23 protein-coding genes are annotated in these 20435 nt (G+C 32.2%); 6 read left to right on the top strand and 17 right to left on the bottom strand.

Features of this window, described 5'->3' with window-relative positions; translation table 11 throughout:
• Positions 1-4: 4 nt before the first annotated feature.
• Positions 5-1468 carry a glutamate synthase subunit beta gene (locus tag ACWNT5_RS23500; protein ID WP_299607333.1) on the top strand — a complete coding sequence of 488 codons (1464 nt, stop codon included), beginning with the start codon at positions 5-7 and terminating at the stop codon, positions 1466-1468.
• Positions 1469-1549: 81 nt separating this feature from the next.
• Here the strand turns inward: ACWNT5_RS23500 and ACWNT5_RS23495 are convergent, their stop codons facing one another.
• Positions 1550-2284: a LytR/AlgR family response regulator transcription factor gene (locus ACWNT5_RS23495; RefSeq protein ID WP_456518756.1), complete on the bottom strand. Its 735-nt coding sequence runs from the start codon at positions 2282-2284 to the stop codon at positions 1550-1552.
• A gap of 11 nt (positions 2285-2295) precedes the next feature.
• Complete coding sequence (locus ACWNT5_RS23490) at positions 2296-3459, bottom strand: sensor histidine kinase (protein ID WP_456518755.1); 1164 nt, start codon at positions 3457-3459, stop codon at positions 2296-2298.
• 245 nt (positions 3460-3704) lie between these two features.
• Here ACWNT5_RS23490 and ACWNT5_RS23485 point away from each other — a divergent pair, with 245 nt between their 5' ends.
• From ACWNT5_RS23485 to ACWNT5_RS23470, 4 genes are all read left to right on the top strand, one after another.
• The gene (locus ACWNT5_RS23485) at positions 3705-4646 is read left to right on the top strand and encodes a hypothetical protein (RefSeq protein ID WP_456518754.1); all 942 of its coding nucleotides are present in this window, start codon (positions 3705-3707) and stop codon (positions 4644-4646) included.
• An 18-nt stretch (positions 4647-4664) separates the two neighbouring features.
• Positions 4665-5726: an alpha/beta hydrolase gene (locus ACWNT5_RS23480; protein ID WP_299607325.1), complete on the top strand. Its 1062-nt coding sequence runs from the start codon at positions 4665-4667 to the stop codon at positions 5724-5726.
• Positions 5727-5807: 81 nt separating this feature from the next.
• Positions 5808-6212 (top strand): nuclear transport factor 2 family protein, encoded by a 405-nt coding sequence (locus ACWNT5_RS23475; RefSeq protein WP_299607323.1) that lies wholly within the window; start codon positions 5808-5810, stop codon positions 6210-6212.
• A 67-nt stretch (positions 6213-6279) separates the two neighbouring features.
• On the top strand, positions 6280-7188 hold the full coding sequence (locus ACWNT5_RS23470) for a hypothetical protein (protein WP_299607322.1): 909 nt from the start codon (positions 6280-6282) through the stop codon (positions 7186-7188).
• A 124-nt stretch (positions 7189-7312) separates the two neighbouring features.
• Here the strand turns inward: ACWNT5_RS23470 and ACWNT5_RS23465 are convergent, their stop codons facing one another.
• The 7 genes from ACWNT5_RS23465 to ACWNT5_RS23435 form a co-directional block, all read right to left on the bottom strand.
• Positions 7313-10072 (bottom strand): M56 family metallopeptidase, encoded by a 2760-nt coding sequence (locus tag ACWNT5_RS23465; RefSeq protein WP_456518753.1) that lies wholly within the window; start codon positions 10070-10072, stop codon positions 7313-7315.
• Entirely contained in the window at positions 10072-10431 is a 360-nt protein-coding gene (locus tag ACWNT5_RS23460; RefSeq protein ID WP_280936580.1) for a BlaI/MecI/CopY family transcriptional regulator, read from the bottom strand. Before ACWNT5_RS23460 ends, ACWNT5_RS23465 begins: the two co-directional genes overlap by 1 nt.
• A 153-nt stretch (positions 10432-10584) precedes the next feature.
• Positions 10585-11520 carry a threonine ammonia-lyase gene (locus tag ACWNT5_RS23455; protein ID WP_456518752.1) on the bottom strand — a complete coding sequence of 312 codons (936 nt, stop codon included), beginning with the start codon at positions 11518-11520 and terminating at the stop codon, positions 10585-10587.
• A gap of 110 nt (positions 11521-11630) precedes the next feature.
• Entirely contained in the window at positions 11631-12287 is a 657-nt protein-coding gene (locus ACWNT5_RS23450) for a hypothetical protein (protein WP_456518751.1), read from the bottom strand.
• A gap of 70 nt (positions 12288-12357) precedes the next feature.
• Entirely contained in the window at positions 12358-12900 is a 543-nt protein-coding gene (locus ACWNT5_RS23445; protein WP_456518750.1) for a DUF5655 domain-containing protein, read from the bottom strand.
• A gap of 33 nt (positions 12901-12933) precedes the next feature.
• A complete protein-coding gene (locus ACWNT5_RS23440) occupies positions 12934-13707 on the bottom strand; it encodes an anti-sigma factor (protein ID WP_456518749.1) in 774 nt (257 codons plus the stop codon).
• Positions 13707-14264: an RNA polymerase sigma factor gene (locus ACWNT5_RS23435; protein ID WP_456518748.1), complete on the bottom strand. Its 558-nt coding sequence runs from the start codon at positions 14262-14264 to the stop codon at positions 13707-13709. The genes ACWNT5_RS23440 and ACWNT5_RS23435 overlap by 1 nt, the downstream gene beginning before the upstream one ends.
• 121 nt (positions 14265-14385) lie before the next feature.
• Between ACWNT5_RS23435 and ACWNT5_RS23430 the strand changes: the two genes are divergently transcribed.
• On the top strand, positions 14386-14904 hold the full coding sequence (locus tag ACWNT5_RS23430; RefSeq protein ID WP_299607313.1) for a fasciclin domain-containing protein: 519 nt from the start codon (positions 14386-14388) through the stop codon (positions 14902-14904).
• A 119-nt stretch (positions 14905-15023) separates the two neighbouring features.
• Here the strand turns inward: ACWNT5_RS23430 and ACWNT5_RS23425 are convergent, their stop codons facing one another.
• The 8 genes from ACWNT5_RS23425 to ACWNT5_RS23390 all read right to left on the bottom strand — a co-directional run bounded on the left by ACWNT5_RS23425 (position 15024) and on the right by ACWNT5_RS23390 (position 20424).
• Positions 15024-15791: an MBL fold metallo-hydrolase gene (locus ACWNT5_RS23425; RefSeq protein WP_456518747.1), complete on the bottom strand. Its 768-nt coding sequence runs from the start codon at positions 15789-15791 to the stop codon at positions 15024-15026.
• 60 nt (positions 15792-15851) lie between these two features.
• Complete coding sequence (locus ACWNT5_RS23420) at positions 15852-16430, bottom strand: Crp/Fnr family transcriptional regulator (RefSeq protein WP_343913760.1); 579 nt, start codon at positions 16428-16430, stop codon at positions 15852-15854.
• A 113-nt stretch (positions 16431-16543) separates the two neighbouring features.
• Entirely contained in the window at positions 16544-16966 is a 423-nt protein-coding gene (locus ACWNT5_RS23415) for a DUF3592 domain-containing protein (RefSeq protein ID WP_299607310.1), read from the bottom strand.
• 141 nt (positions 16967-17107) lie between these two features.
• On the bottom strand, positions 17108-17578 hold the full coding sequence (locus ACWNT5_RS23410; RefSeq protein WP_456518746.1) for a YHS domain-containing (seleno)protein: 471 nt from the start codon (positions 17576-17578) through the stop codon (positions 17108-17110).
• Positions 17579-17615: 37 nt separating this feature from the next.
• Positions 17616-17969, bottom strand: coding sequence for a hypothetical protein (locus ACWNT5_RS23405; RefSeq protein ID WP_456518745.1), 354 nt, complete (start codon positions 17967-17969; stop codon positions 17616-17618).
• 75 nt (positions 17970-18044) lie between these two features.
• Complete coding sequence (locus ACWNT5_RS23400; RefSeq protein ID WP_456518744.1) at positions 18045-19103, bottom strand: helix-turn-helix domain-containing protein; 1059 nt, start codon at positions 19101-19103, stop codon at positions 18045-18047.
• Between the two features lie 118 nt (positions 19104-19221).
• Positions 19222-19587 (bottom strand): DUF2200 domain-containing protein, encoded by a 366-nt coding sequence (locus ACWNT5_RS23395; RefSeq protein WP_299607304.1) that lies wholly within the window; start codon positions 19585-19587, stop codon positions 19222-19224.
• A 90-nt stretch (positions 19588-19677) separates the two neighbouring features.
• Entirely contained in the window at positions 19678-20424 is a 747-nt protein-coding gene (locus ACWNT5_RS23390; RefSeq protein ID WP_456518743.1) for a Type 1 glutamine amidotransferase-like domain-containing protein, read from the bottom strand.
• Positions 20425-20435: the final 11 nt, after the last annotated feature.

Raw genomic sequence — 20435 nt, 5'->3', positions numbered from 1 at the left:
AGACATGGGAAAGACAACTGGATTTTTAGAATTTGAAAGAGAGACGGAACAGTATGAACCTGTTAAAGATCGTATAAAAGGATATAAAGAGTTTACCGTTCCTATGACGGAAAGTAAACTTAAAGACCAAGGAGCAAGATGTATGGATTGCGGAATTCCATTTTGCCATAGCGGATGCCCATTAGGAAATCTAATACCTGATTTTAATGATGCGGTATATCGTGGGAAATGGGAGAAAGCAACACGCATTTTACACTCCACAAATAATTTTCCTGAGTTTACAGGGAGATTATGTCCAGCACCTTGCGAAGAAGCTTGTGTTTTAGGGATTAACGAAGATCCCGTAACCATAGAAAATATTGAAAAAAATATTGTTGAGGAAGCTTTTAAAAATGGATGGATTAAAGCTAATCCTCCCAAAGAAAGAACAGGTAAAACAGTAGCGGTTATTGGATCAGGTCCTGCCGGATTAGCAACAGCACAACAATTAAACCGTGCGGGTCATTTGGTGACTGTTTTTGAGAGAGATGAGAAGGTAGGAGGGTTACTTCGATATGGAATTCCGGATTTTAAGATGGAAAAAAATGTAATCGATCGTCGAATTGAAGTGTTAGAAGAAGAAGGAATTATTTTTAAGACAAATACCTTTATCGGAAAAGATGTAAAGGCGGATGCATTAAAAGAAGATTTTGATGCAGTTGTATTATGTACAGGAGCAACGGTTCGAAGAAATTTACCGGTAAAAGGTTCTGATCTAAAAGGTGTTGTGCAAGCAATGGACTTTTTACCACAAAACAACCGTAGAGTCGATGGTATTAAGGATTTAGGAGAAGAAATTTTAGCGACAGGAAAAGATGTTATCGTTATCGGTGGTGGAGATACAGGATCTGATTGTATAGGAACTTCTGTACGTCATGGAGCTACTTCTGTAACTAATTTTGAAATCATGGGCAAAGGTACTACAGCTAGACCCGCGAATCAGCCTTGGCCGTTTTGGCCAATGAGATTGCGTACAAGTTCTTCTCATGAAGAAGGAGTAGAGCGTAACTGGAGTATATCTACAAAGGAATTTTTAGGAGATGAAAATGGAAATCTGAAAGGATTAATAACATCTGAGGTAGAATGGATCAAAGAAAATGGACGTTTTACACTAAAAGAAGTTCCAAATACCGAAAAAGAATGGAAGTGTGAGCTAGCATTACTAGCGCTTGGATTTACTGGTTCAGAACCTACTATCGCAGAACAGTTAGGTGTTGATATGGATGCTAGAACAAATATCCAGGCTTCAGAAGATAATTATGCTACCAATGTAAAAGGAGTTTTTGCAGCTGGAGATACAAGAAGAGGTCAGTCTCTAATTGTATGGGCTATTGCCGAAGGAAGACAAGCAGCATATCATGTAGATACATATTTAATGGGAAGCTCTAATCTACCATTAAAAGGAGATGGAGATTTACCAAGAATTTAGTTTTTTAGAATCTAATATTCAATATTAGTGTTAATTAAAGGCTGCTAGTGAGCGTATGTGCTAGCAGCCTTTTTTTGGATACTATTTTTTGAGAATTTTATTGTGTACGATCTTTTCCATTATTTTAGATCTATAATTTCTGCCTAATGGAATATGATTAGATGCAATAGTAATCCCCTCCGCTTCTATAGAATCAATTTTATGGATACAAACGATATAAGATTTATGAACCTGCAGAAAAATATCAGCATCTAATTGCTTGGCAACTTCCTTTAGAGGAATTAGAGAGAGATATTTTTTTCCATCAGCTGTATGAAATGCCACGTAGTTTTGCATGGATTTTATAAAGAGAATATCATCAAAATATAACTTTTTATAACTGTTGTCACATTTTATAAAAACATAATCTGATGTTGTAGTATCACTAGCAGATATAGTTTCAGTTTTGTTATGGAGTAAGAGATATTGCTCCTTTACCTTACAAACTGCTTTAAAAAAACGAGTAAAAGTAATTGGTTTTAATAGGTAATCCATTACGTCTAAATCAAAGCCTTCTAAAGCGTAATTCGGAAATGCTGTCGTAATGATGACCATCGGTTTTGACTTCATGGATTTCAGAAATTCGATTCCATTCATTCTTGGCATTTGAATATCCAGAAATAAGAGATCTGCTTCATGAGCATTCTTAATTTTAGTCATTTCTAATGGATTCGAACAGCTACCATGTAATACTAAAAAATCTACTTCTGCTATATAATTCGAAATACACTCTCTTGCTAAAGGTTCGTCATCAATTACAATACATTTTAAAACCATACTTTATTTTTTTAAGATTGTAATGAGGTAATTGGATTGATTATCGGTTCCGAAGATATAGAGAGCGATTGTAACAATAATTGAAGCTCTATCGTAAATATATTATTGGTTTTTTGAATATCAAGATGATATTGATTTTTGTATACTAAATCCAATCGTCTTCTAACATTTTTTAAACCAATTCCACTATTTTTCATAAGATCTTCAGCGTTATAATTATCATAATTATTAATGCTGTTTTTTATTTTAAAGAGTATTTTCTCCTCATAACAATGAAGCTCAATTTCAATCCAGTTTTTTTGATCTTCTCCAAGAGAAACATGTTTAAAAGCATTTTCTACAAAAGGCATTAGAATAAACGGAGCAATTGAGATATTACCATATGCTTGATCTTTAATAGTAGTCGTAACTTTAACTGTATTGTCTAGTCTTAATTTTCCGAGGTTAATAAAATTTTTTAAGTAATTAATTTCCTTTTCTAATGGGATCTTAGATTCATTGCACTCATAGAGTTGATATCTCATGAGATCAGAAAAATTGGCTAAGGATTCAGAAGCCATGTCAGGGTTTTTATGGATCAAAACAAAGATAGAGTTGATGGTATTAAATAAGAAGTGAGGATTAAATTGAGATTTTAGAAATTTAAGTTCTGTTTCAATTTTTTCCTTTTCTAACAATTGCTGTTGCTGTTGAGATTTAATCCAATTTTTGGTAAGCTTTATACTCATTGCTAAGGTCATACTAGCCAGTGTAGAGGATATAGGTCCAGACCTTAGAAGTTTTGAAAAACTTTGATTGTCAAATAGCTCCGCAACAGTTGAATTTGCCACGTATGCTGTTACATAATAACCAGAAGTAAGAATAAATACAGTAACCAATATCGTTGCACCGAAAAAAAGAAGATAGGTAAGATATTTTCTTTTCTCTAGGAATTTAGGAATGAGGTAATATAAATTGAAATATACTGCTGCTGCCTGGAAAACAAAATAGAACAGAAATTTTACATTATATGGTGGAAAGAAAATATTATATGCAGCTTCTTTTGCACTTCCTATTCCAATAGCCCACCATATATAATGATATACAAACCAAAATAAAAGATGGTACGCTTTATAACGATATAAAACGTTCAGAATTTTAGAGTTCTTAAAGGTATCCAAGGATATAACGGACATACATGTATTACTTACAACTCATTAAAATAAGAAAATAGTTGCTAACCCTACTGTTCTTAATTGATTTATTGATCAACAGCGTTAAATTATTGACGAACGCAGAAAAACTCGTCTTTTTTTAATATCCTTTTTTACAGACTCCTAAAATTCGTCGAACATCAATACTTCAGTTCGTTTGATCAATTTTGTGTGTTAACAATTTAGTATTCAGGATATTTTAGCATAAATCACAAAACAAAATCATTATGAGACTTGTCCAAACATGCTTAAGTTTCTTGTTTTTAACTACTATTTGTTCTCAAGAAATACGGGCTAATACTACTCTAATAGATGAAGTAAGTATAGAAAAACAGCTTAGTGAGTTTATTAGAGACTACAATCAGGGAATGCAATCATCTAATGCAGAAATCATCGTGAAACATTATGATAAAGAAATGTATTTAATGCCAGCATTTCAAAAAACACTACTCGGAAAAGAGAATGCATTCTTATATCACAAAGCTTTCTTCGATCGATTTGATATTCTGGCATATGAAAGAGAAAATTTCGAAACCTTGGATTTAGGATCGCAACTCTGTGTACTGGGCGAATTTAAGATGAAGGTTCGATTAAAAAATGAAACTCAAGTAGTGGAATTAAATGGAAAGTATATGGATATATGGAAAAAAGGGCAAACAGATATTACTTTGATTTCTGAAATATGGAATTATAATCATCATACAGATCTTACCGAACAGCTAAAGTTTAACGATGTTCCGGGAACAGTACTTGCTTATCAAGGACATTTGCCGATTAATGATAATATCCGATTTGAAATAGCTTCTATTAACCATTTTACAGAAGAGTTTATAGCGCATCGGGATCATACCTTATGGAAACAATTATATGCAAAAGACGCGATTGCATTGTTTAGCTATAAACCAGTTTTTAAAGATAAAAACGCTTTAGATCAATTTATAAAAGATCATGTAGCGGAGCTTCCAATTTTCGAAAAACTAGATATAAGGAATAATTATATCAATGATCTTGGAGAATATGTGGTGAACTATGCAAGTCATATCGCAAACTGGAGAAATAATGAATATTCTGGAATTAGTACGGGTAAAGGAATAAAAATATGGCGAAGAGCACCAAATGGAACACTAAAAATAGTAAGGCAAATATCTACTTACGATTACAACTATTAATTTGAAAATCATTCTCTTATGCAATATTTCAAGCTAGCTTTACTTCCTTTTCTGATGATTTTTGTGATGAATGATTCTTCTGCACAATACAAGATGAAGGGAAACATAGTAGAAGACGTTATACCATCAAAGGTTTTAAAAAAGAATAAAATTGGATTAAACGCTACAAGAAAAATCAAAATTTACCTTCCACCGGGTTATTCATCATCAAAAAAAACATATCCAGTAGTTTATTATTTACATAGCCTTTTTGAAAATATAAACCGTGTAGTTTCTGATCAAAAAACTCCAGAAATTATCGATAAAAGTATCATGTCTAGCGCATCGAAGGAGTTTGTTTTCGTGGTAGCAGACTTCAGTTCTCCAACAGTAGGAAGTCTGTATGAGAACTCGGAAACTAGTGGTTTGTGGTTAGACTTCATTAGCAAAGAACTAGTTCCTTTCATAGATCAAAAGTATAGAACTATTTCTGATAAAAATAGTAGAGCTGTGATTGGACATTTTATGGGAGGCAGAGGAGCGCTTAAAGTTGCTATGGAATATCCCGAAATGTTTACTGTTGTATATGCTTTGCATCCTGTGGCTACTGGTTCTGGATACCTTCCCAGAGTTTCTTTGGGTGTAGATTGGGAAAAAATACATCAGGCTAATTCATTTGAAGAAGTAGGAGAAGATATAAGAACCAAAATTTTCACTAGTGTATGTCAGGCGTTTCTTCCAAACATCAATCGTGCTCCTTTGTATTGTGATTTTTTGTTCGAAAAAGATGAGAATGGACAACTAAAACTGCATCCAAATAATGTAAGAAAAGAACAAAAAGAGTTTCACTTAGATGAACGATTAGATGATTACGCAGAAAATCTTCGAAGTCTTAAAGCGATTGCTTTTGATTGGGCAAGATTTGATCAGACACAAGCTCATGTGATTTCTAATCGAAGATTTAGTAAAAAATTGATGGATCTTAATGTTGATCATCAGGGTGACGAGTTTGTAGGCGATCCGTGGAATAAATATTGGGGCGATGATGGTCGCATAGCGACTAGAGTTTTACCTTTTTTAAATAAACATTTATCGTTTTAATATTAAATCTAACAAAGCATGATGATAAGACGGATTCTTATATGGTTAGTTATTTCAATATCTTTTTTACAGTGTACATGTTTGGATAAAACTCCCGAGTTTTCTCTAGAAGAAGATCAAAAATCAGTACAGGAAATTTTAAAAATTTTGGATGATCATAGTATTTCCACGGAAGATAAAATGATGGTATGGGTTGATGATTTGATCCACATGGCTCCAAATCATCCATTGATTTCTGATAAACCCACACTTGTGGCTCATATAGAAAAAGAAAGGGAGTATGGTTTTGCAGATATGAAACATGAAATAACAGAGATGCATTCGTATGCTGAGGTGGTAGTGATGCATGGAAGAGTAACGGGAACTTTTTACCCTACAAACAAAGAAAAACATAATGCTTTTAGTACTAAAAATATGTTTGTCTTTAGAAGAATGAAAGACAATTCGTTAAAAATTTGGAAAGTGATATTCAATATGACTTCATAGATAAAATTAAAAGGGAAGTATGGTTATCTGTAAATATCCATAAGAATACTCATAAAAATAAGTAGTAATGAAAAGATATATTGTACTCATATTTAGTATAACAACACTAATCGCCTGTGAAAACAAGGAAAATAAAAATACTATAGAGATAGAAAAACCAGTAACTGTTGAAAATATGTTAGCCAAATATAATCAGATGATTGTAAAAGCTGGAAAAACAAATTCTTTTGAGATCATACAAGAACTATATGATTCTGAGTCTTTATTAATGACAGATTATAACCCTTTGATTGTAAGTGAAGCAAACATCAAAATTTATTACGATACTATATTTGATAGAATGAATATAAAGGAATACAACCGAAAAACGTTAGATGTTTTAGAGTTTTCTAGTAGAATCATTGAAATAGGATTGTTTACTAAAGTGTTTGAGGATGCAGAAAAAGTAGAGGGAAAGTATTTGAATGTGTGGAAGTATAATGGCGAAGGAAAATTAAAGTTAAGAGCAGAAGCTTTTGGATATTTGAAACGTATGGACGATCCGGACAAATTCTTGGTCCCCGAAGCTAGTACTACATCCCTTGATCCAATTAAAATACCAAGAGAATTGGCTGCCTATAGTGCTTTGGGAAAAAGTAATGTAAGAGCTAGAATTCCAGAAAGAACTGCAGATTCTTATACAGATGATGCCATGTATTTACCATTTGCGGATACCATAAAATCCGGAAAGTCTGTTTTGGTAGAACATTATAAGGGATACTACAAGTATCCTGCAACGATCGACTCGCTAGAGGTGATGACTTATGCTTATGATATCGTAGAGGATGGTTATATTAAATATGGTGGATTTTATGTGGATTGGTCTGTTCCAGGATATTCTGGGAATAGTACCGGAACTGGTATTTCTTACTGGCGTAGAGAAAAGGATCATTCTCTTAGGATACATAGGCAGATAGGCTTACATATTCATAAATAAAGGACTATTTCATTATTTACAAAGAGATGATAAAAACGAAAAATGCTGTTAATTGAAATAATTAACAGCATTTTCAATGATTGATGAATGTATATGTGATTGGCTAGTTTGAAATATTGATCACTTAAAAATGAATCTTAATACGGATTGCTTGCTCTAATGAAATATCATTATCCTGATCTTTTAAAGATTTTACAAACTCCGGAGTTACTCCATGGATTTTTAGACTTCTCGCTTGATCAGCAGAAATATTGCTATATCCAAGGTCTTCAAACGGCTTTACAAACTCAGGAGTAACATTATGAATTTTAAAAGATATAATATCATCTAAAGGAAGATTACCGAATCTTGTTTTTTTAAAGTCTTTGATAAATTGTGGTGATACGTTATGTATTTTAAGAGACATAAGATCATCTATAGAAAGATTATTATATCCCATTTTTGCGTATTCTGAAGCGTAATCTGAAGATACATTATGAATCTTAAGAGATTTGGCATCATCCAAAGATATATTCTTGTAACCTGCTTTTTTAAAGGTGTTAATAAACTCTGGAGTTACATTATGAATCTTTAATCCAACTACTTCATCTAAAGGAATATTTTTATACCCTGCATCATTATATCTTTTAATAAACTCTGGAGTCACATTATGAATTTTTAAAGAGATAATATCATCTACAGATACATCATCGTAACCAAGTGCTTTAAACTGTTTGATAAAATCATTTGGAGTCGTCTGCTGACTCTTTTGATATCCTTTACCAGAGCTATTTGTTGAACTCGATTGGCTATATTGCTGTGCAGCGGTTGTTAATTGTGGCGTCACATTATGAATTTTCAACTTCACTGCTTCTTTCAAAGAAATATTCTTTTGTCCAGCTTTTTTATAAGATTCAACTAAACTTGGAGTTACATTATGAATCTTTAAATTCTTAGCTTCTTTTAAAGTAATATTTGGATACCCCATTTTTTGGAAACTTTGTATAAAAGCAGGAGTAACATTATGTATTTTAAGGTTCTGAGCTTCTTTTAAAGTAATGTTTTTGAAACCAGCATTTTTGTACGCCTGAACATATTCTGGTGTTACGTTATGGATCTTAAGGTTTTGTGCTTGTTTTGCAGAAATATCAGTATAACCTTCTTTTTTGAAGTCAGCAATAAAATCTGGAGATACATTATGAATCTTTAATTTCATATAATCTTCTAAAGACATCTTTTTATATCCATTATCTGAGTAGGACTTAATAAACTCTGGTGATAGGTTGTGGATTTTAGCCTTAGTAATTTTCTTTAATGATGTCTGTTGACCGTTTACTTTGTTTATGAATTTTATATACGCGAGATCAACATCAAAAAGGTTTAACTTACTCACTTCATTCATAGTATAGTCATTGTAGCCAAGGTTGGCTAATCCTTTGCGGTACATCTTTAGTTTATCAAGAGAAAGCCCTTTATGGATAATGTCTTCAAAATCATCCTGATCTAAAGAAAGATTTTCTTGTTTTAAATATGCTAAATAAGTTTCATCAAAATCAGTAAGGAAACAATGAACAAGTTCTTCATTATCAGCCGAAAATCCATAATCTCTTAATGCTTTACTGAAATTGGTATTCGGAGTGAAGGTATATCTTCCATCTCCAAGCCCATTTTCAAATTCTCCTGTAAATAACATAGTTCCTGCATCTCTGGTAATTTCAAAATTTTGTTTGTTTCCAGCTGGAAAACCTGCAAAGAATGTAGGGTCATAACATCTAGTAATTGACCAGTAACTTCTTTTTAGTGGTTCTGCATTTCGATACATAATACATAATTTTCCTCCTCCAAGCTCAGCATCCCAAGATCCTCTGGTATAATCGTTCTTAAATTTTGATTCTTCGAAATGTTCTTCAGATGGAGTTTCTAATTCATCAGAATAGAAAGCATCGTTTTCTGCTGTTGTTGGATTCATGTGAACCGGATTAAAAGATAATACGGTTAGTGCCAGTAATGGAATAATGATTAGGTATTTCCATCCTGATTTTGCTGTCGATTTTTTAGAATTCATCATAATTATTCGTTTTTTGAGAAATGATTGATTGTAACTTGTTGCCAAACCTGTTGGCATATCTGGGGTTGAAACTTTTAGTAAATTCATTTGATACATCTCTTTATCTTCACCTTTCTTGAGCATGCCATCATCGGTAAGATATTCCAGGTTGTTATCAATAGCCTTGCGGTATAACCAGGCAAATGGATTAAACCATTGTATTGTAACTAATAATTCTACTAATAACATATCCAAACTATGAGCACCAGCTATATGCATTTGCTCATGTTTTAATATTTGTAAATAGGTGTCTGGATCGTATTGATTTGGGTTTATAAATATTCTGTTCCAAAAAGAGTAGGGAGCATGATTAGTATCTGTTTCTACAATTTTATAGGCATCCACTTCGATACTTGGATATTTTATCATTCTAAAGATGAGTACTGCAAGTTGTATTAAGAAATTTATTCCGAACGCCATGACCCCTAATACATAGATGTAAAGCAAAATTGATATCCAATCTAGAGCAATGATGGATGGAGCAATAGTATCTGTAATACTTTCTGAAGTTGAAGTTACAGGAGCCGAATCAGAGAATGGTATTGTATTTTCAATCGGAGTACTATTATTCTCTGAGATTGCTGTTTGTTGGATTTTGGAATCAGCCGAAGGCTGAAAAATTGTAGTCTTAAATGAAATGTTTTCTGGTACAGAAATAAATGGTAAACAAAAAGAAACAAGAACTAAACCAACTAAAACCCATCTATTTAGATGATAAAAGGTTTCTTTAGAAAGAAATAACCGATATATAATATAGGATAAACCTATAAGAGCAGCACTGTAGATAATATAAGCCATTACTTGTTGTTTTTGATGAGTTTGATGATTTCTTCTAATTCTTCGGTATTGATCTTTTCTTCTTTGGCAAAGAATTTAACTAAGGCTAGAGGTGAATTATCAAAGTAATTATTTACAACCTCACCTAAAACATCTTTTTGGTAATCATTTTTAGAGATCAATGGATAGTATTGAAAACTATTGCCAAAAGCTTTATGGCTAATAAAACCCTTTTCTTCCAGAATCTTTACAATTGTAGCAGTAGTATTATAATGAGGCTTAGGATCTGGTAATTCTTCTATGATTTCTTTGATAAAAGCTTTTTCCAGCTTCCACAAACTCTGCATGATCTGTTCTTCTCTTTTGGCTAACTTTTGCATGATTTCTTAATTTAATAATACAAACATACTCCTAATAAATTAGTTAAGCAACTAATTTATTAGGAATAAAACTAATTTATTAGGAGTTATGAAGCTAAAGCCCTTTTATTACTAGTGTTTTGAAATGATGTTAAAAAAAAGTAAAAGTGTTTTTTAGAAAGGGAGATTGCTTAAATCTACGTTACCACCAGATAAGATCATTCCTATTTTTTGATCTTGAAAGCGTTCTTTTTCTCTTAATAAAGCGGCAAGTGGAACCGCACAAGAAGGTTCTATAATGATTTTCATTCGTTCCCATATCAAACGCATGGCACTAACAATTTCCTCTTCATCCACACGAATAATTTCAGAAACATATTGCTGAATGATAGGGAAGGTAAGGTCTCCTAATGGCATTTTAAGTCCATCTGCAGCGGTATTAGTGGTTTCATTAATTTCTAAAGTTCCACTTTGTAATGCACGATACGCATCGTCTACTTCAAAGGGTTCTCCACCAATTACGGTGCAATTAGTACCAAAGTAATGAGCAGCTAAAGAAGTCCCAGCGATGAGTCCACCACCGCCAACAGGCGCGAAGATGTGAGTGAGATCCGGATGGTCTTCTAATAACTCCAACGCTGCAGTTCCCTGTCCTAATATTACATTGTGGTCATTATAAGGGTGTAAAAATGTAGCTCCTTTTTCGAGTTGTATCCTTTTAGCAGTTTCTTCTCTATCTTTATGTGTAGGAGGACATTCTATAATATGACCTCCATAATCTCTAACTGCATCCTTTTTAACTTGTGGAGCATTAGAAGGCATTACAATATATGCGGTAATACCTAAGCTTTGGGCAGCAAGAGATAAAGCTTGCGCATAATTTCCAGAAGAATGCGTAACAACACCCTTTGCTTTTTGTTCGTCTGAGAGTTGCAGAATAGCATGTGTAGCACCTCGCATTTTAAAGGCTCCCATTCGCTGAAAATTTTCGCACTTAAAATAAATTTCAGCTCCAGCAATATTATTTATAAGTCTAGAAGTTAATATTGGAGTTCTATGTATATAAGAAGAGATTTTAGCTGCCGTATCGCTAAGACTTTGTGCATTCATAATTATAGTAAGATTAGCCTTGGACGAAGATACTAATTTACCAGTCTATATGTATGATTGGCTAGTTAGAAACCATGAAAATAAAGACTTAATAATATGACATACTATATCTATGTACTCTCTTTTTTGATCTCTTCTAAAAGGCGTTTGTTACTTTCTAAGCATTTTTTTCCACTCTCTAAAACAATGTAGTAGGCACCATTCATACTGGATACAATATTTTTTAACAAAGGATCTTCTAAAAAGTCAAGATTACCACTTCTTATTTTGGTATAATCCATCTTATGAATGAAAAAATCTGCTAAATACTTTTCGTTAATCTTTTCTATTCTTTGATAATCTTGTAAGATGTTTTTATGTGATGAATAATGCTCTTCTATACTTTTACGCAAATCAAAATTATCAATCAACTTCATATCACCAGAATTGACCAATGTTCGGTAAGTAGTATTTTGAGGAGTAAAATTAATAAGTCTTGCTAATACAAAAACCTTTCTGCTTATAGAATCTCTTTTCGTTATCTCAGGATTTCTAAAAAAAGCTTGTATCTGTAAAGTAGTTTTAATTTTAGAATTGAACTTTGTTTCATTCTCTTCCAATAGTGCTATTTCACGTTCAATATCAATTGCAAGATTATCTAAATATTGCTTTTTAAGATCTACATTAGATCGGTTTTCTTTTATATTGTTTAAAGAAAAGGCAATAGTGATTCCAATAATCACAATGATGATTTCTCCGATAGCATATTTCCAATTAATACGTTTCATTCTGCCATTTTATCTTTTCTAAGATATGAAAAATGAAATGATTCAGAAAAATAAAAGAAGATTTGGATTTTTAAATAGAGTCTTCATAAGCTTCTTGCATCCAACTGATTAACTCTTGGTCTATTTGCTCTACGGATTGTAATTGTACTCGATGCGTGCACATAGTTCCGAATGGTCCAGAATCCAGTAATCTATCTGTAGTTGATTTCTCTTTAAGTTTGAAACCTAAATCAATTCTTGTTTTAGTAGCTGGTTTAATTAGTAGAAACTGTCTTTTTCTGATAATGCTAACGCTAGTTTTTTTAGGAGTTTTGGTAACATCTGTACCAAGGGAATCTACTACAGAAACTAGTTTCTCATAGATTGGAATTAACTGTTCCTTTCCTTTATATTGGTTCGCTACTAAATCTTCAGTAGTTTCATTTCCTTCCTTTGATAAAGTTACGATGGTATTAGCAAAACCATGAGTTACTCCGTGTTCTTGTTTTAAAAACTTCATTGCTTCTCCATGTTTAGCAAATGATTTGTCTTTTAGAATAGACTTCCATTCGTCCAATGATTTGCCTGTTTTTTCAGGCATATTATTAATCATAGTTTGTAATGCTTGATTCATGGTTGGTATGTATTTAAAAAAGAGAAATTTAAATTATAAGTACACATTAGAAATTAGCTGTTCCACCGTTGGATGGTCATTTCCGCCAGCAGGTTCGATAGTAATATTTAAGGATGCTGCATTTTCAATATATTTCATGGTGATCATTTCCTGATCTTGGGCGATTACGCCCATATTAATCATTTCTCCATCCACGTCTGCCCACATCTGATATGTTTTGCTATTATCTAATTTAGAAAGTCCTTGTGGATTAAGAATTACTTCTTTATTCTGATGATTTACATATGCTACGGCAGAAGAAGTAGGAGATTTTTCATTTCCTTTAAGTACCAATTGGACCACTTTTGGATTGTTAATCGCTCGATACCATTTATCGGTTTCCTTTAGATTATCTTCTACGGTTACCAGTCTGTCTTGTAGATTAGTAGTTTCTTTTTGCAAAGTCACAATAGTAGCTTCCGTATTTTTCCACTGATTATATAACCACCCTGAAGTACATAGAAATAGTGCTGCAAGGCTTGCAGCAATAGCAAAGTGGTAAGAGATTTTTTTCTTTTGTTGAAGAGGAATTACGGTTTCTTCATTCGTTTTTATGGCATTAAGAAGATTAGATTTGATATGAGTAGGAGGTGAGATGGCATTCTCAAAAGCCATTTGTTCCATGTCATCTTCCATTTTACGGAAGTACGCTTGTAATTCCGAATCTTCTTTCAGTATTTGAGCTACTTCTCTGGAATCTTTTTCAGAAAGTTCTCCCAGTAGATATTGTTCTAGTACTCCTGTATCTTTTATTGTATTCCTATCCATCATCTCATCATTTCAATAATAATCCATACGATTCCAAGTTCCTCTTTATAAGATTCCCTAAGTTTTTTCAATGCCTGTTTGATATACGATTTAAATGTTCCCAAAGGCACTTCCATCTCTTCATGAGCTTCTCTATGTGTAAGCCCATTAAAGTATACAAGTTCTAAAGCTTTTTGATGATGAGGTTCCAGTTTCTTTAAGGAGCCTTCTAGTTGTGTGATATCTTTTCCCGCTTCAGAAGTACTTCTCTCTTTATATACACTTAAATCTTCCGTTTGGATGAGGAGAGCATCTTTTTTTCTTAAAGAATTTAACGTTATGTTCCTTGCTATTTTATAGGACCAGGTAAAAAACTTCCCTTTCTCAGGGTCATAAGTGTTAGATTTTTGCCAAATTTTCATAAAAGTTTCTTGTAATAGATCCTGTGCTAAACCTTCGTCTTTGCACATTCGTAAAATGACACCATAAATCGCTCCAGAATAGAGATCATAGACCCTAGACAAAGCTTGGGTATCTTGATTCTGTAACTTTTTTATGAGTTCTAAATCGTCTTTCATTTATTATTGGCTTCTTCAAATTTAAAAAAAATCTCATCCAAACTCATCCAAACGAAACAATCTTGTGTATATGATAATGAAAAACGCGTTTAAAAATGTTTAATTATTAAAAAATAAAATCATGAAAAAACTAATTTTTATTGCATCAACATTATTCTTATTCGTAGTATCTCAATCTGTATTTGCACAATCAAAAAAAGATATTGTGGATGTTGCAGCATCAGTCAAAGACTTTTCGACATTAGTAACTGCTGTAAAAGCTGCAGATTTGGTCGGAGCGTTAAAAGGAGATGGACCATTTACAGTATTTGCACCAACAAATGATGCATTTGCTAAAATTGATTCAAAAACACTTAATTCTTTATTAAAACCTGAGAATAAGGGAAAATTAACTTCTATTCTTACTTACCATGTAGTATCTGGAAAAATTGATGCTGCTGCTGTGGTAAAAGCACTAAAAGGAGGCGGAGGTAAAGCTGAGTTAAAGACACTTAGTGGTGCTACCTTAAAAGTTATCAAAAAGGACGGAAAGATTTGGTTAAAAGATCAAAACGGGAACTATAGTCCAATTGTAAAAACTGATGTGATGGCTTCGAATGGAGTGATTCATGTGATTGGTGATGTTGTAATGCCTAAATAGTAGCTTTATACATCAGTAATAAGCGCTGTATCGGATACAGCGCTTATTTTTTTTCAATAAAATTGATAGGATAAAAAGTGTATTTTTAATATGGATACTTTGTTTATAACCAAAGTTTACTAAAACACCATGAGTTCTCCATCCTGCGGGATATATGTCTTGTCTATTAATCCTTTTTTTGATAATTCAGAAGTTAGTTCTTCTCTAGCAATTGGACAATGGTTAACGGCTTCTAAATGGTTAGCAATTACTTTATCTGGAGCATTTTTTACAAATTTGACAATATCTTCCATAGTCATTAATAAAGGTCGAAAGAGATCCAATTGCGCTCTACCACTTGCTACTACACTAATATCTGGTTTGTATTGTTTAAGTACTTTATCAACAGCTTGGGTGTAAATAGTATCGGAACTTAAATAGATTGTTTTTTCATTCGGAAGTTGTATGTAAAAACCCATAACATTTCCCATAGGTTTTGCTACGAATCCATACCCATGTCTGGCTGGAATTCCTTCTATAGTTCCTCCTAAAAAGTCTGAAGATTTCCAATAGTTAACAACTTGTGAGACGTTTAGTCCACGTTTAAGTAGTATTTTTTCATCTTTAACACTGCAGATTATCGGGATGTTTTTCGATTTTAAAAATTGTTCTGCCGCTTTATCCAAGTGATCAGGATGTAAATGTGTTAGCAAACAATGCGTTGTTTTATGTACTATTTCCATTGCGTTCTCGGGTAGATCTAGAATAGGATTTCGTTTGGGTTTATATCTAAAGAACGTAAAAGACGGTCCTGCGGTTCCTCTTTTACCCAACATTGGGTCTATTAAAATAACTTTATCCTTAGTCTCAATTACCATTGTAGCATTCCTGAGATGATGTATTTTCATGACTTCATATTTTAAAAAGATAAAATTAAAGTGCTAATTATTTGATTTCATTGATTTGAATCAAGAAATTCGTCTTCTGATTCTACTTAATGTTTCAGGAGTAATGTTTAAGTAAGAAGCAATGTGGTATTGAGGAATGGTTTGTAACCAATTTGGTTTGTAAATAAGTAATTCATTATACAGTTCTTCCGATGATTTGGTTATTCTATTATATTCAAAAAGTTCTTTTTGTTTTAGTAGTTTTTGAAAAGACAGATCAATAAATGATTTTCCACATTCGTATTTTTGCAGCAGTTGTCTAAATGGAATTTTATCAATTACCAATAACTCAATATCAGTCAACGTCTCTTGATTTTTTTTGGTTTTAGTATCATGAATAAAAGATGATAAATCGGTAATAAATTGTGGTTTGGTATAAAAATTAATGTTCGTTTCCCGGTTACTAGATGAATAGTATTCTCTTATCACACCATTATTCAAAAAACGAAGTTGCCTTTCTTCTTTATGTTCGGTAAGAATTTGTGTGTTCTTTTTTATTTTTTTGATACTAAATAAATCCAATAGTTCCCTTAATCCATGTTTGTTTAATGGATATTCCGTTTCAAAAAATGATGATATTTTAGATGTATCAAGATGCATAGCTGTATTTTACTTATACTTAAACCAAAGTATTTCGGATGCTGTTTAATTATTATATCAACTGTATATGTTTTATTTCGGTAATCAAAACTTTTAGAATATAATAGCGATTACTACTGTATAAGATATAAATAAAAAATCAACGTTATTATACAAAAGAAATAGCCCATTCCAATAAAGATCATAGGAAAATAGGTTTTCCAAAATTTATTATTAATGATTATTTCATAGGTGTCATTCTTTTTTAAATAGATAATATCCATATTTTTTTTAGAACTTTTAAAACTAGTACCATAATCAAGTTCTTGGATTTTTTCTATTCCATTGGTGTCATAAAATTTCACAATCGGATAGTACATTGTACTGGTGTATCCATCAGAATCTTTACTTCTTTTTTCTACAAAATCAATGATTGTTGCTTTTGTTTTAACCCCATTACTTTCAATTCTAATATTTTTATTTCGGAAATAATATCCGATATAAATGAAAACACCTCCTACGATAAAGAAGATAGCTATAACCAGAAGATTTTCCATTTTATAAAGGTTTATATTATGTTTTTTAATTTTCTATTGTAAACATATAAATATAGTTTTTACTTTTTAGTTAATTCTCAAAAACAAATAACGGTTTAAGTAACTACCTAAACCGTTATTCTCATGAAAAGGAACCAATCCTTAATTATGTGTTTTACTTAATTTGGTCCAATTTTTATCTGCCGTACTTTTCAGTTTATTATGATTGTTTTCTGCCAGCCATAGTTGCTTAGCATCTAACTCTACATTGTTGAGAAACAAGAAGTACTTACCATCTTTTACAATAAACTTTGTAGGGTCTACTCTAAATTTAGCACCTGCATAGGTTCCAAAGGCGCAGAACCCTCCATATGCTGGTAAATATTTAGAAGGATTTTTATCGAATTGCTTTTTCTGGTCAGCAGATGTGAAATAATAAACCACCTTTTGATGTTCAGATTTGAATTGTTTATTCCCTCGTTGTGCTAATCCTAAGTCCAAATAGGAAACTGGACTGTATCCTTGTAAAGCGATGTTACTATTGTCTATATTGTTAGCTTTTTTATCCTGTGCAGTTACTATAGAAGTTGCTAAAAAAGCGATTAAAATGATTGATAATTTGATAAGTTTCATAATTTTTTTGTTTAAATATTAATGTTTTTGTTTTTACTTATGCAGCGTTAAAGTATTCTTCTCTAATTACTTTTCCGTCGTTGTTCCAAACTCTTCGAATGATTTCATGCCAGTAGATTTTACTACCGTCTTTCATGTCAAAATCAAAAGTAAATTCAGACGCAGATACATTACCATCCACGATCGTATAATGATGTTCTATTCCGTTAACATTGGCAATTGATCCCGCAAAGCCTTCCATTTTTTCGATCATTGCTGGTTTGCCTGTTGTTCCTCCGTTGCCATAATCAGAAGTGATAGCATCAGGTGCGAAAAATTCTTTTACTGCTTCTACGATTGCACCTTTTGATACAATTGCATCCATTTTTTGTACTTGTTCTTTAATATTCATCTTTTTGTTTATTTAAATGATTAATACACTGCAAAGATGAAGCAGATTTCAAGTAAAAATGTTACCAAAAAAGGACTACGAATTGTACTTTTTAGATTTAAAGTCTGAAGGAGTAATTCCTGAGTAGTGTTTAAAGAATCGAGTGAAGTGGTTAGGTTCTTCAAAACCTAAAGTGTGAGAAACAGCGGTAATAGATTCATCTTCGAGCAACATGAACTTAGCAGTACTCACAAGTTCTAATCGAATTAATTGACCTATAGTGATATTCATTTTGGATTTTACTTTGTTTGAAAGCGCCTTAATAGAAAGGTTCATTTTATCAGCATAAAATTCTAATGATCTTTCGGTAGTATGATATTTTTGAAGAAGTTCTAAAATATCCTGAGTAAATACATCCCGTCTTTCAAAATCAAAATTTTCTCGAAATTGTTTTGGAGTTTGTCCGGTGGATTTTTTAAATACTCTGTTGAAATAGGCATCATCTTTAAAACCCAGATCATAAGAAATCTCCTGAATATTTTTATCCGTAAAAGCGATTTGTTTCTGGCTTTCTTGCAATCGTTTAGAACTTATTAAGTTCTTAATAGATAATCCTACTTTATTTTTTACCAAAGCTTGCGCATTATAACCACTTTCATTGATAAGACCTACTAAATCTTTTCCAGTAAGATTATTTGCGTATTCCAGGTCTATTACATCTTTTATATCAAAAATAATTTGATATTCCTCCTTATTAGCTTTAAAAGGATTCTGCCAATACCATTGTTTAGAGGATATATCAATAATGTTTGAAGAGTTATCCGCTAAAGCAGATTCGGATAAAAAACTATTGCATTCATCACATTCTATCAAGTCGATATACCCTAGGGATATAAGATGTTTAAATAATACCCTGACATCATTATTATAAAATTTTTCATCATTAGAAAATTCGATTTTTCGAACTTCAAATGTATCGGATAAGAATTTGATGTATTGTCCTTTCTCTAAAAAGATTGCTTTTTCTTGCCAGTCAAAGTAATTCTTAAAATCAACTTGAATGCTACCTTTACCTGATAAAATATGGAATAGGGTATGCTTTTCTATAAAGTATACTTTGTTCAGTTCTGGTGAGAATTTTTCGACTTTGTGCATAAGAGTGGAGGAGTAGTATCTTCTTAAGATAGAAGTATTTTTAGAGTAGGTATTATCTTATTACTAATAAATACTTAGACGTTTATGATCCTATTGATTACATTATTAAAGAATAAGATTACGCTGTTCTAAGGATCTTTTCTATTTTTCTCCCTTTGGCTAACTCTTCTATAAGTTTATCCATATACCTAGCTTGTTTGGTTAAAGGAGTGTCGATTTCCTCTATCCTATAGCCACAGATGACTCCTTTGATTAGGTGAGCGTTTGGATGTAGGGTTGCTTTTGCGAAAAATGTTTCAATCGTAGCCTTTTCATCGATTAATTCTTTTAGCTTTTTTTCATCAAAACCCGTTAACCATTCTATTACTTGATGTAGTTCTTCTTTTGTTCTTCCTTTTTTTTCTACTTTATTCAGATAATGAGGATATATAGAAGCAAATACTATTTTTGCAACTCGAGCATCGTGTTCTGGTGTTGTTGCCATAATGTTATCTCTTTAAGTATCCTGGGATATTTTTCCTTTCAAATTGATACAATGTTCTGGTAAAATATACAAAAAGTTATATAAAATTACTTATCGTATGATTTCTGTATGTAGTTTTTCTTCTATAATCTTACCGTTTTCTTCATAAACGTAATAAGAAAAGGATTCAGAGTCCAGAGAAACACTATTTTTTACTTTTCCATTGATGAACAGAATTCCAGATCTATCATCACAGGCATATCCATTGGTTAGTTTTTTGTCTAGTATATTTTGATGATAAAGCGGTTTTCTTGATTTTTCGGAATGATAATGAGGGCAGTGACTATAATTTAGAAAGCCTAGTCCTTTTACAATAGTAAGTTCTTTTGGTCTGGAATCGGTAGTCCCTGCATTAAACCAGCATAATGAACCTGCACTGCCTCCAGCCATTACAATTCCTTTTTCATATGCTTTTTGTAAAGCTGCATCGATTTTTTGGGCTTTCCAGATGGCAAGCATATTAAGTGTATTTCCTCCACCAACAATAATTGCATCCATTTCTAACAATATCTCTTCAAAAGTTTGTTTTTGTGTAGAAGAATTGATCCATACAGTCATTACTTTGGGTTCAATATCTAAATCAGAGCATAGTTCATACCAATAATTTATATATCGTTGATTATCTGCCGTAGCTGTCGGTAAAAAGCATATTTTAGGCTTCTCCTTAGTTGTTAGATTAGCAGTGTATTTTATAAATTCTTTCGTTATTTGACCACCATAAACAAATGCTTTTTTATCGGTTTGCGAGGAAGTTACTGTGGTAATGAGAATAAATAAAAAGAATAGAATTTTCTTCATGTACGTTGTGT

Source organism: Aquimarina sp. 433 (assembly GCF_054054605.1).
Note: the sequence above shows the minus strand (reverse complement) of the source record. Positions and strands in the feature narration are given on the sequence as shown.

Coding starts and splice junctions, on each gene's coding strand:
- ACWNT5_RS23500 (WP_299607333.1), top strand. CDS start 5: ATGGGAAAGACAACTGGATTTTTAGAATTTGAAAGAGAGACGGAACAG.
- ACWNT5_RS23495 (WP_456518756.1), bottom strand. CDS start 2,284: ATGGTTTTAAAATGTATTGTAATTGATGACGAACCTTTAGCAAGAGAG.
- ACWNT5_RS23490 (WP_456518755.1), bottom strand. CDS start 3,459: ATGTCCGTTATATCCTTGGATACCTTTAAGAACTCTAAAATTCTGAAC.
- ACWNT5_RS23485 (WP_456518754.1), top strand. CDS start 3,705: ATGAGACTTGTCCAAACATGCTTAAGTTTCTTGTTTTTAACTACTATT.
- ACWNT5_RS23480 (WP_299607325.1), top strand. CDS start 4,665: ATGCAATATTTCAAGCTAGCTTTACTTCCTTTTCTGATGATTTTTGTG.
- ACWNT5_RS23470 (WP_299607322.1), top strand. CDS start 6,280: ATGAAAAGATATATTGTACTCATATTTAGTATAACAACACTAATCGCC.
- ACWNT5_RS23465 (WP_456518753.1), bottom strand. CDS start 10,072: ATGGCTTATATTATCTACAGTGCTGCTCTTATAGGTTTATCCTATATT.
- ACWNT5_RS23460 (WP_280936580.1), bottom strand. CDS start 10,431: ATGCAAAAGTTAGCCAAAAGAGAAGAACAGATCATGCAGAGTTTGTGG.
- ACWNT5_RS23455 (WP_456518752.1), bottom strand. CDS start 11,520: ATGAATGCACAAAGTCTTAGCGATACGGCAGCTAAAATCTCTTCTTAT.
- ACWNT5_RS23450 (WP_456518751.1), bottom strand. CDS start 12,287: ATGAAACGTATTAATTGGAAATATGCTATCGGAGAAATCATCATTGTG.
- ACWNT5_RS23445 (WP_456518750.1), bottom strand. CDS start 12,900: ATGAATCAAGCATTACAAACTATGATTAATAATATGCCTGAAAAAACA.
- ACWNT5_RS23440 (WP_456518749.1), bottom strand. CDS start 13,707: ATGGATAGGAATACAATAAAAGATACAGGAGTACTAGAACAATATCTA.
- ACWNT5_RS23435 (WP_456518748.1), bottom strand. CDS start 14,264: ATGAAAGACGATTTAGAACTCATAAAAAAGTTACAGAATCAAGATACC.
- ACWNT5_RS23430 (WP_299607313.1), top strand. CDS start 14,386: ATGAAAAAACTAATTTTTATTGCATCAACATTATTCTTATTCGTAGTA.
- ACWNT5_RS23425 (WP_456518747.1), bottom strand. CDS start 15,791: ATGAAAATACATCATCTCAGGAATGCTACAATGGTAATTGAGACTAAG.
- ACWNT5_RS23420 (WP_343913760.1), bottom strand. CDS start 16,430: ATGCATCTTGATACATCTAAAATATCATCATTTTTTGAAACGGAATAT.
- ACWNT5_RS23415 (WP_299607310.1), bottom strand. CDS start 16,966: ATGGAAAATCTTCTGGTTATAGCTATCTTCTTTATCGTAGGAGGTGTT.
- ACWNT5_RS23410 (WP_456518746.1), bottom strand. CDS start 17,578: ATGAAACTTATCAAATTATCAATCATTTTAATCGCTTTTTTAGCAACT.
- ACWNT5_RS23405 (WP_456518745.1), bottom strand. CDS start 17,969: ATGAATATTAAAGAACAAGTACAAAAAATGGATGCAATTGTATCAAAA.
- ACWNT5_RS23400 (WP_456518744.1), bottom strand. CDS start 19,103: ATGCACAAAGTCGAAAAATTCTCACCAGAACTGAACAAAGTATACTTT.
- ACWNT5_RS23395 (WP_299607304.1), bottom strand. CDS start 19,587: ATGGCAACAACACCAGAACACGATGCTCGAGTTGCAAAAATAGTATTT.
- ACWNT5_RS23390 (WP_456518743.1), bottom strand. CDS start 20,424: ATGAAGAAAATTCTATTCTTTTTATTTATTCTCATTACCACAGTAACT.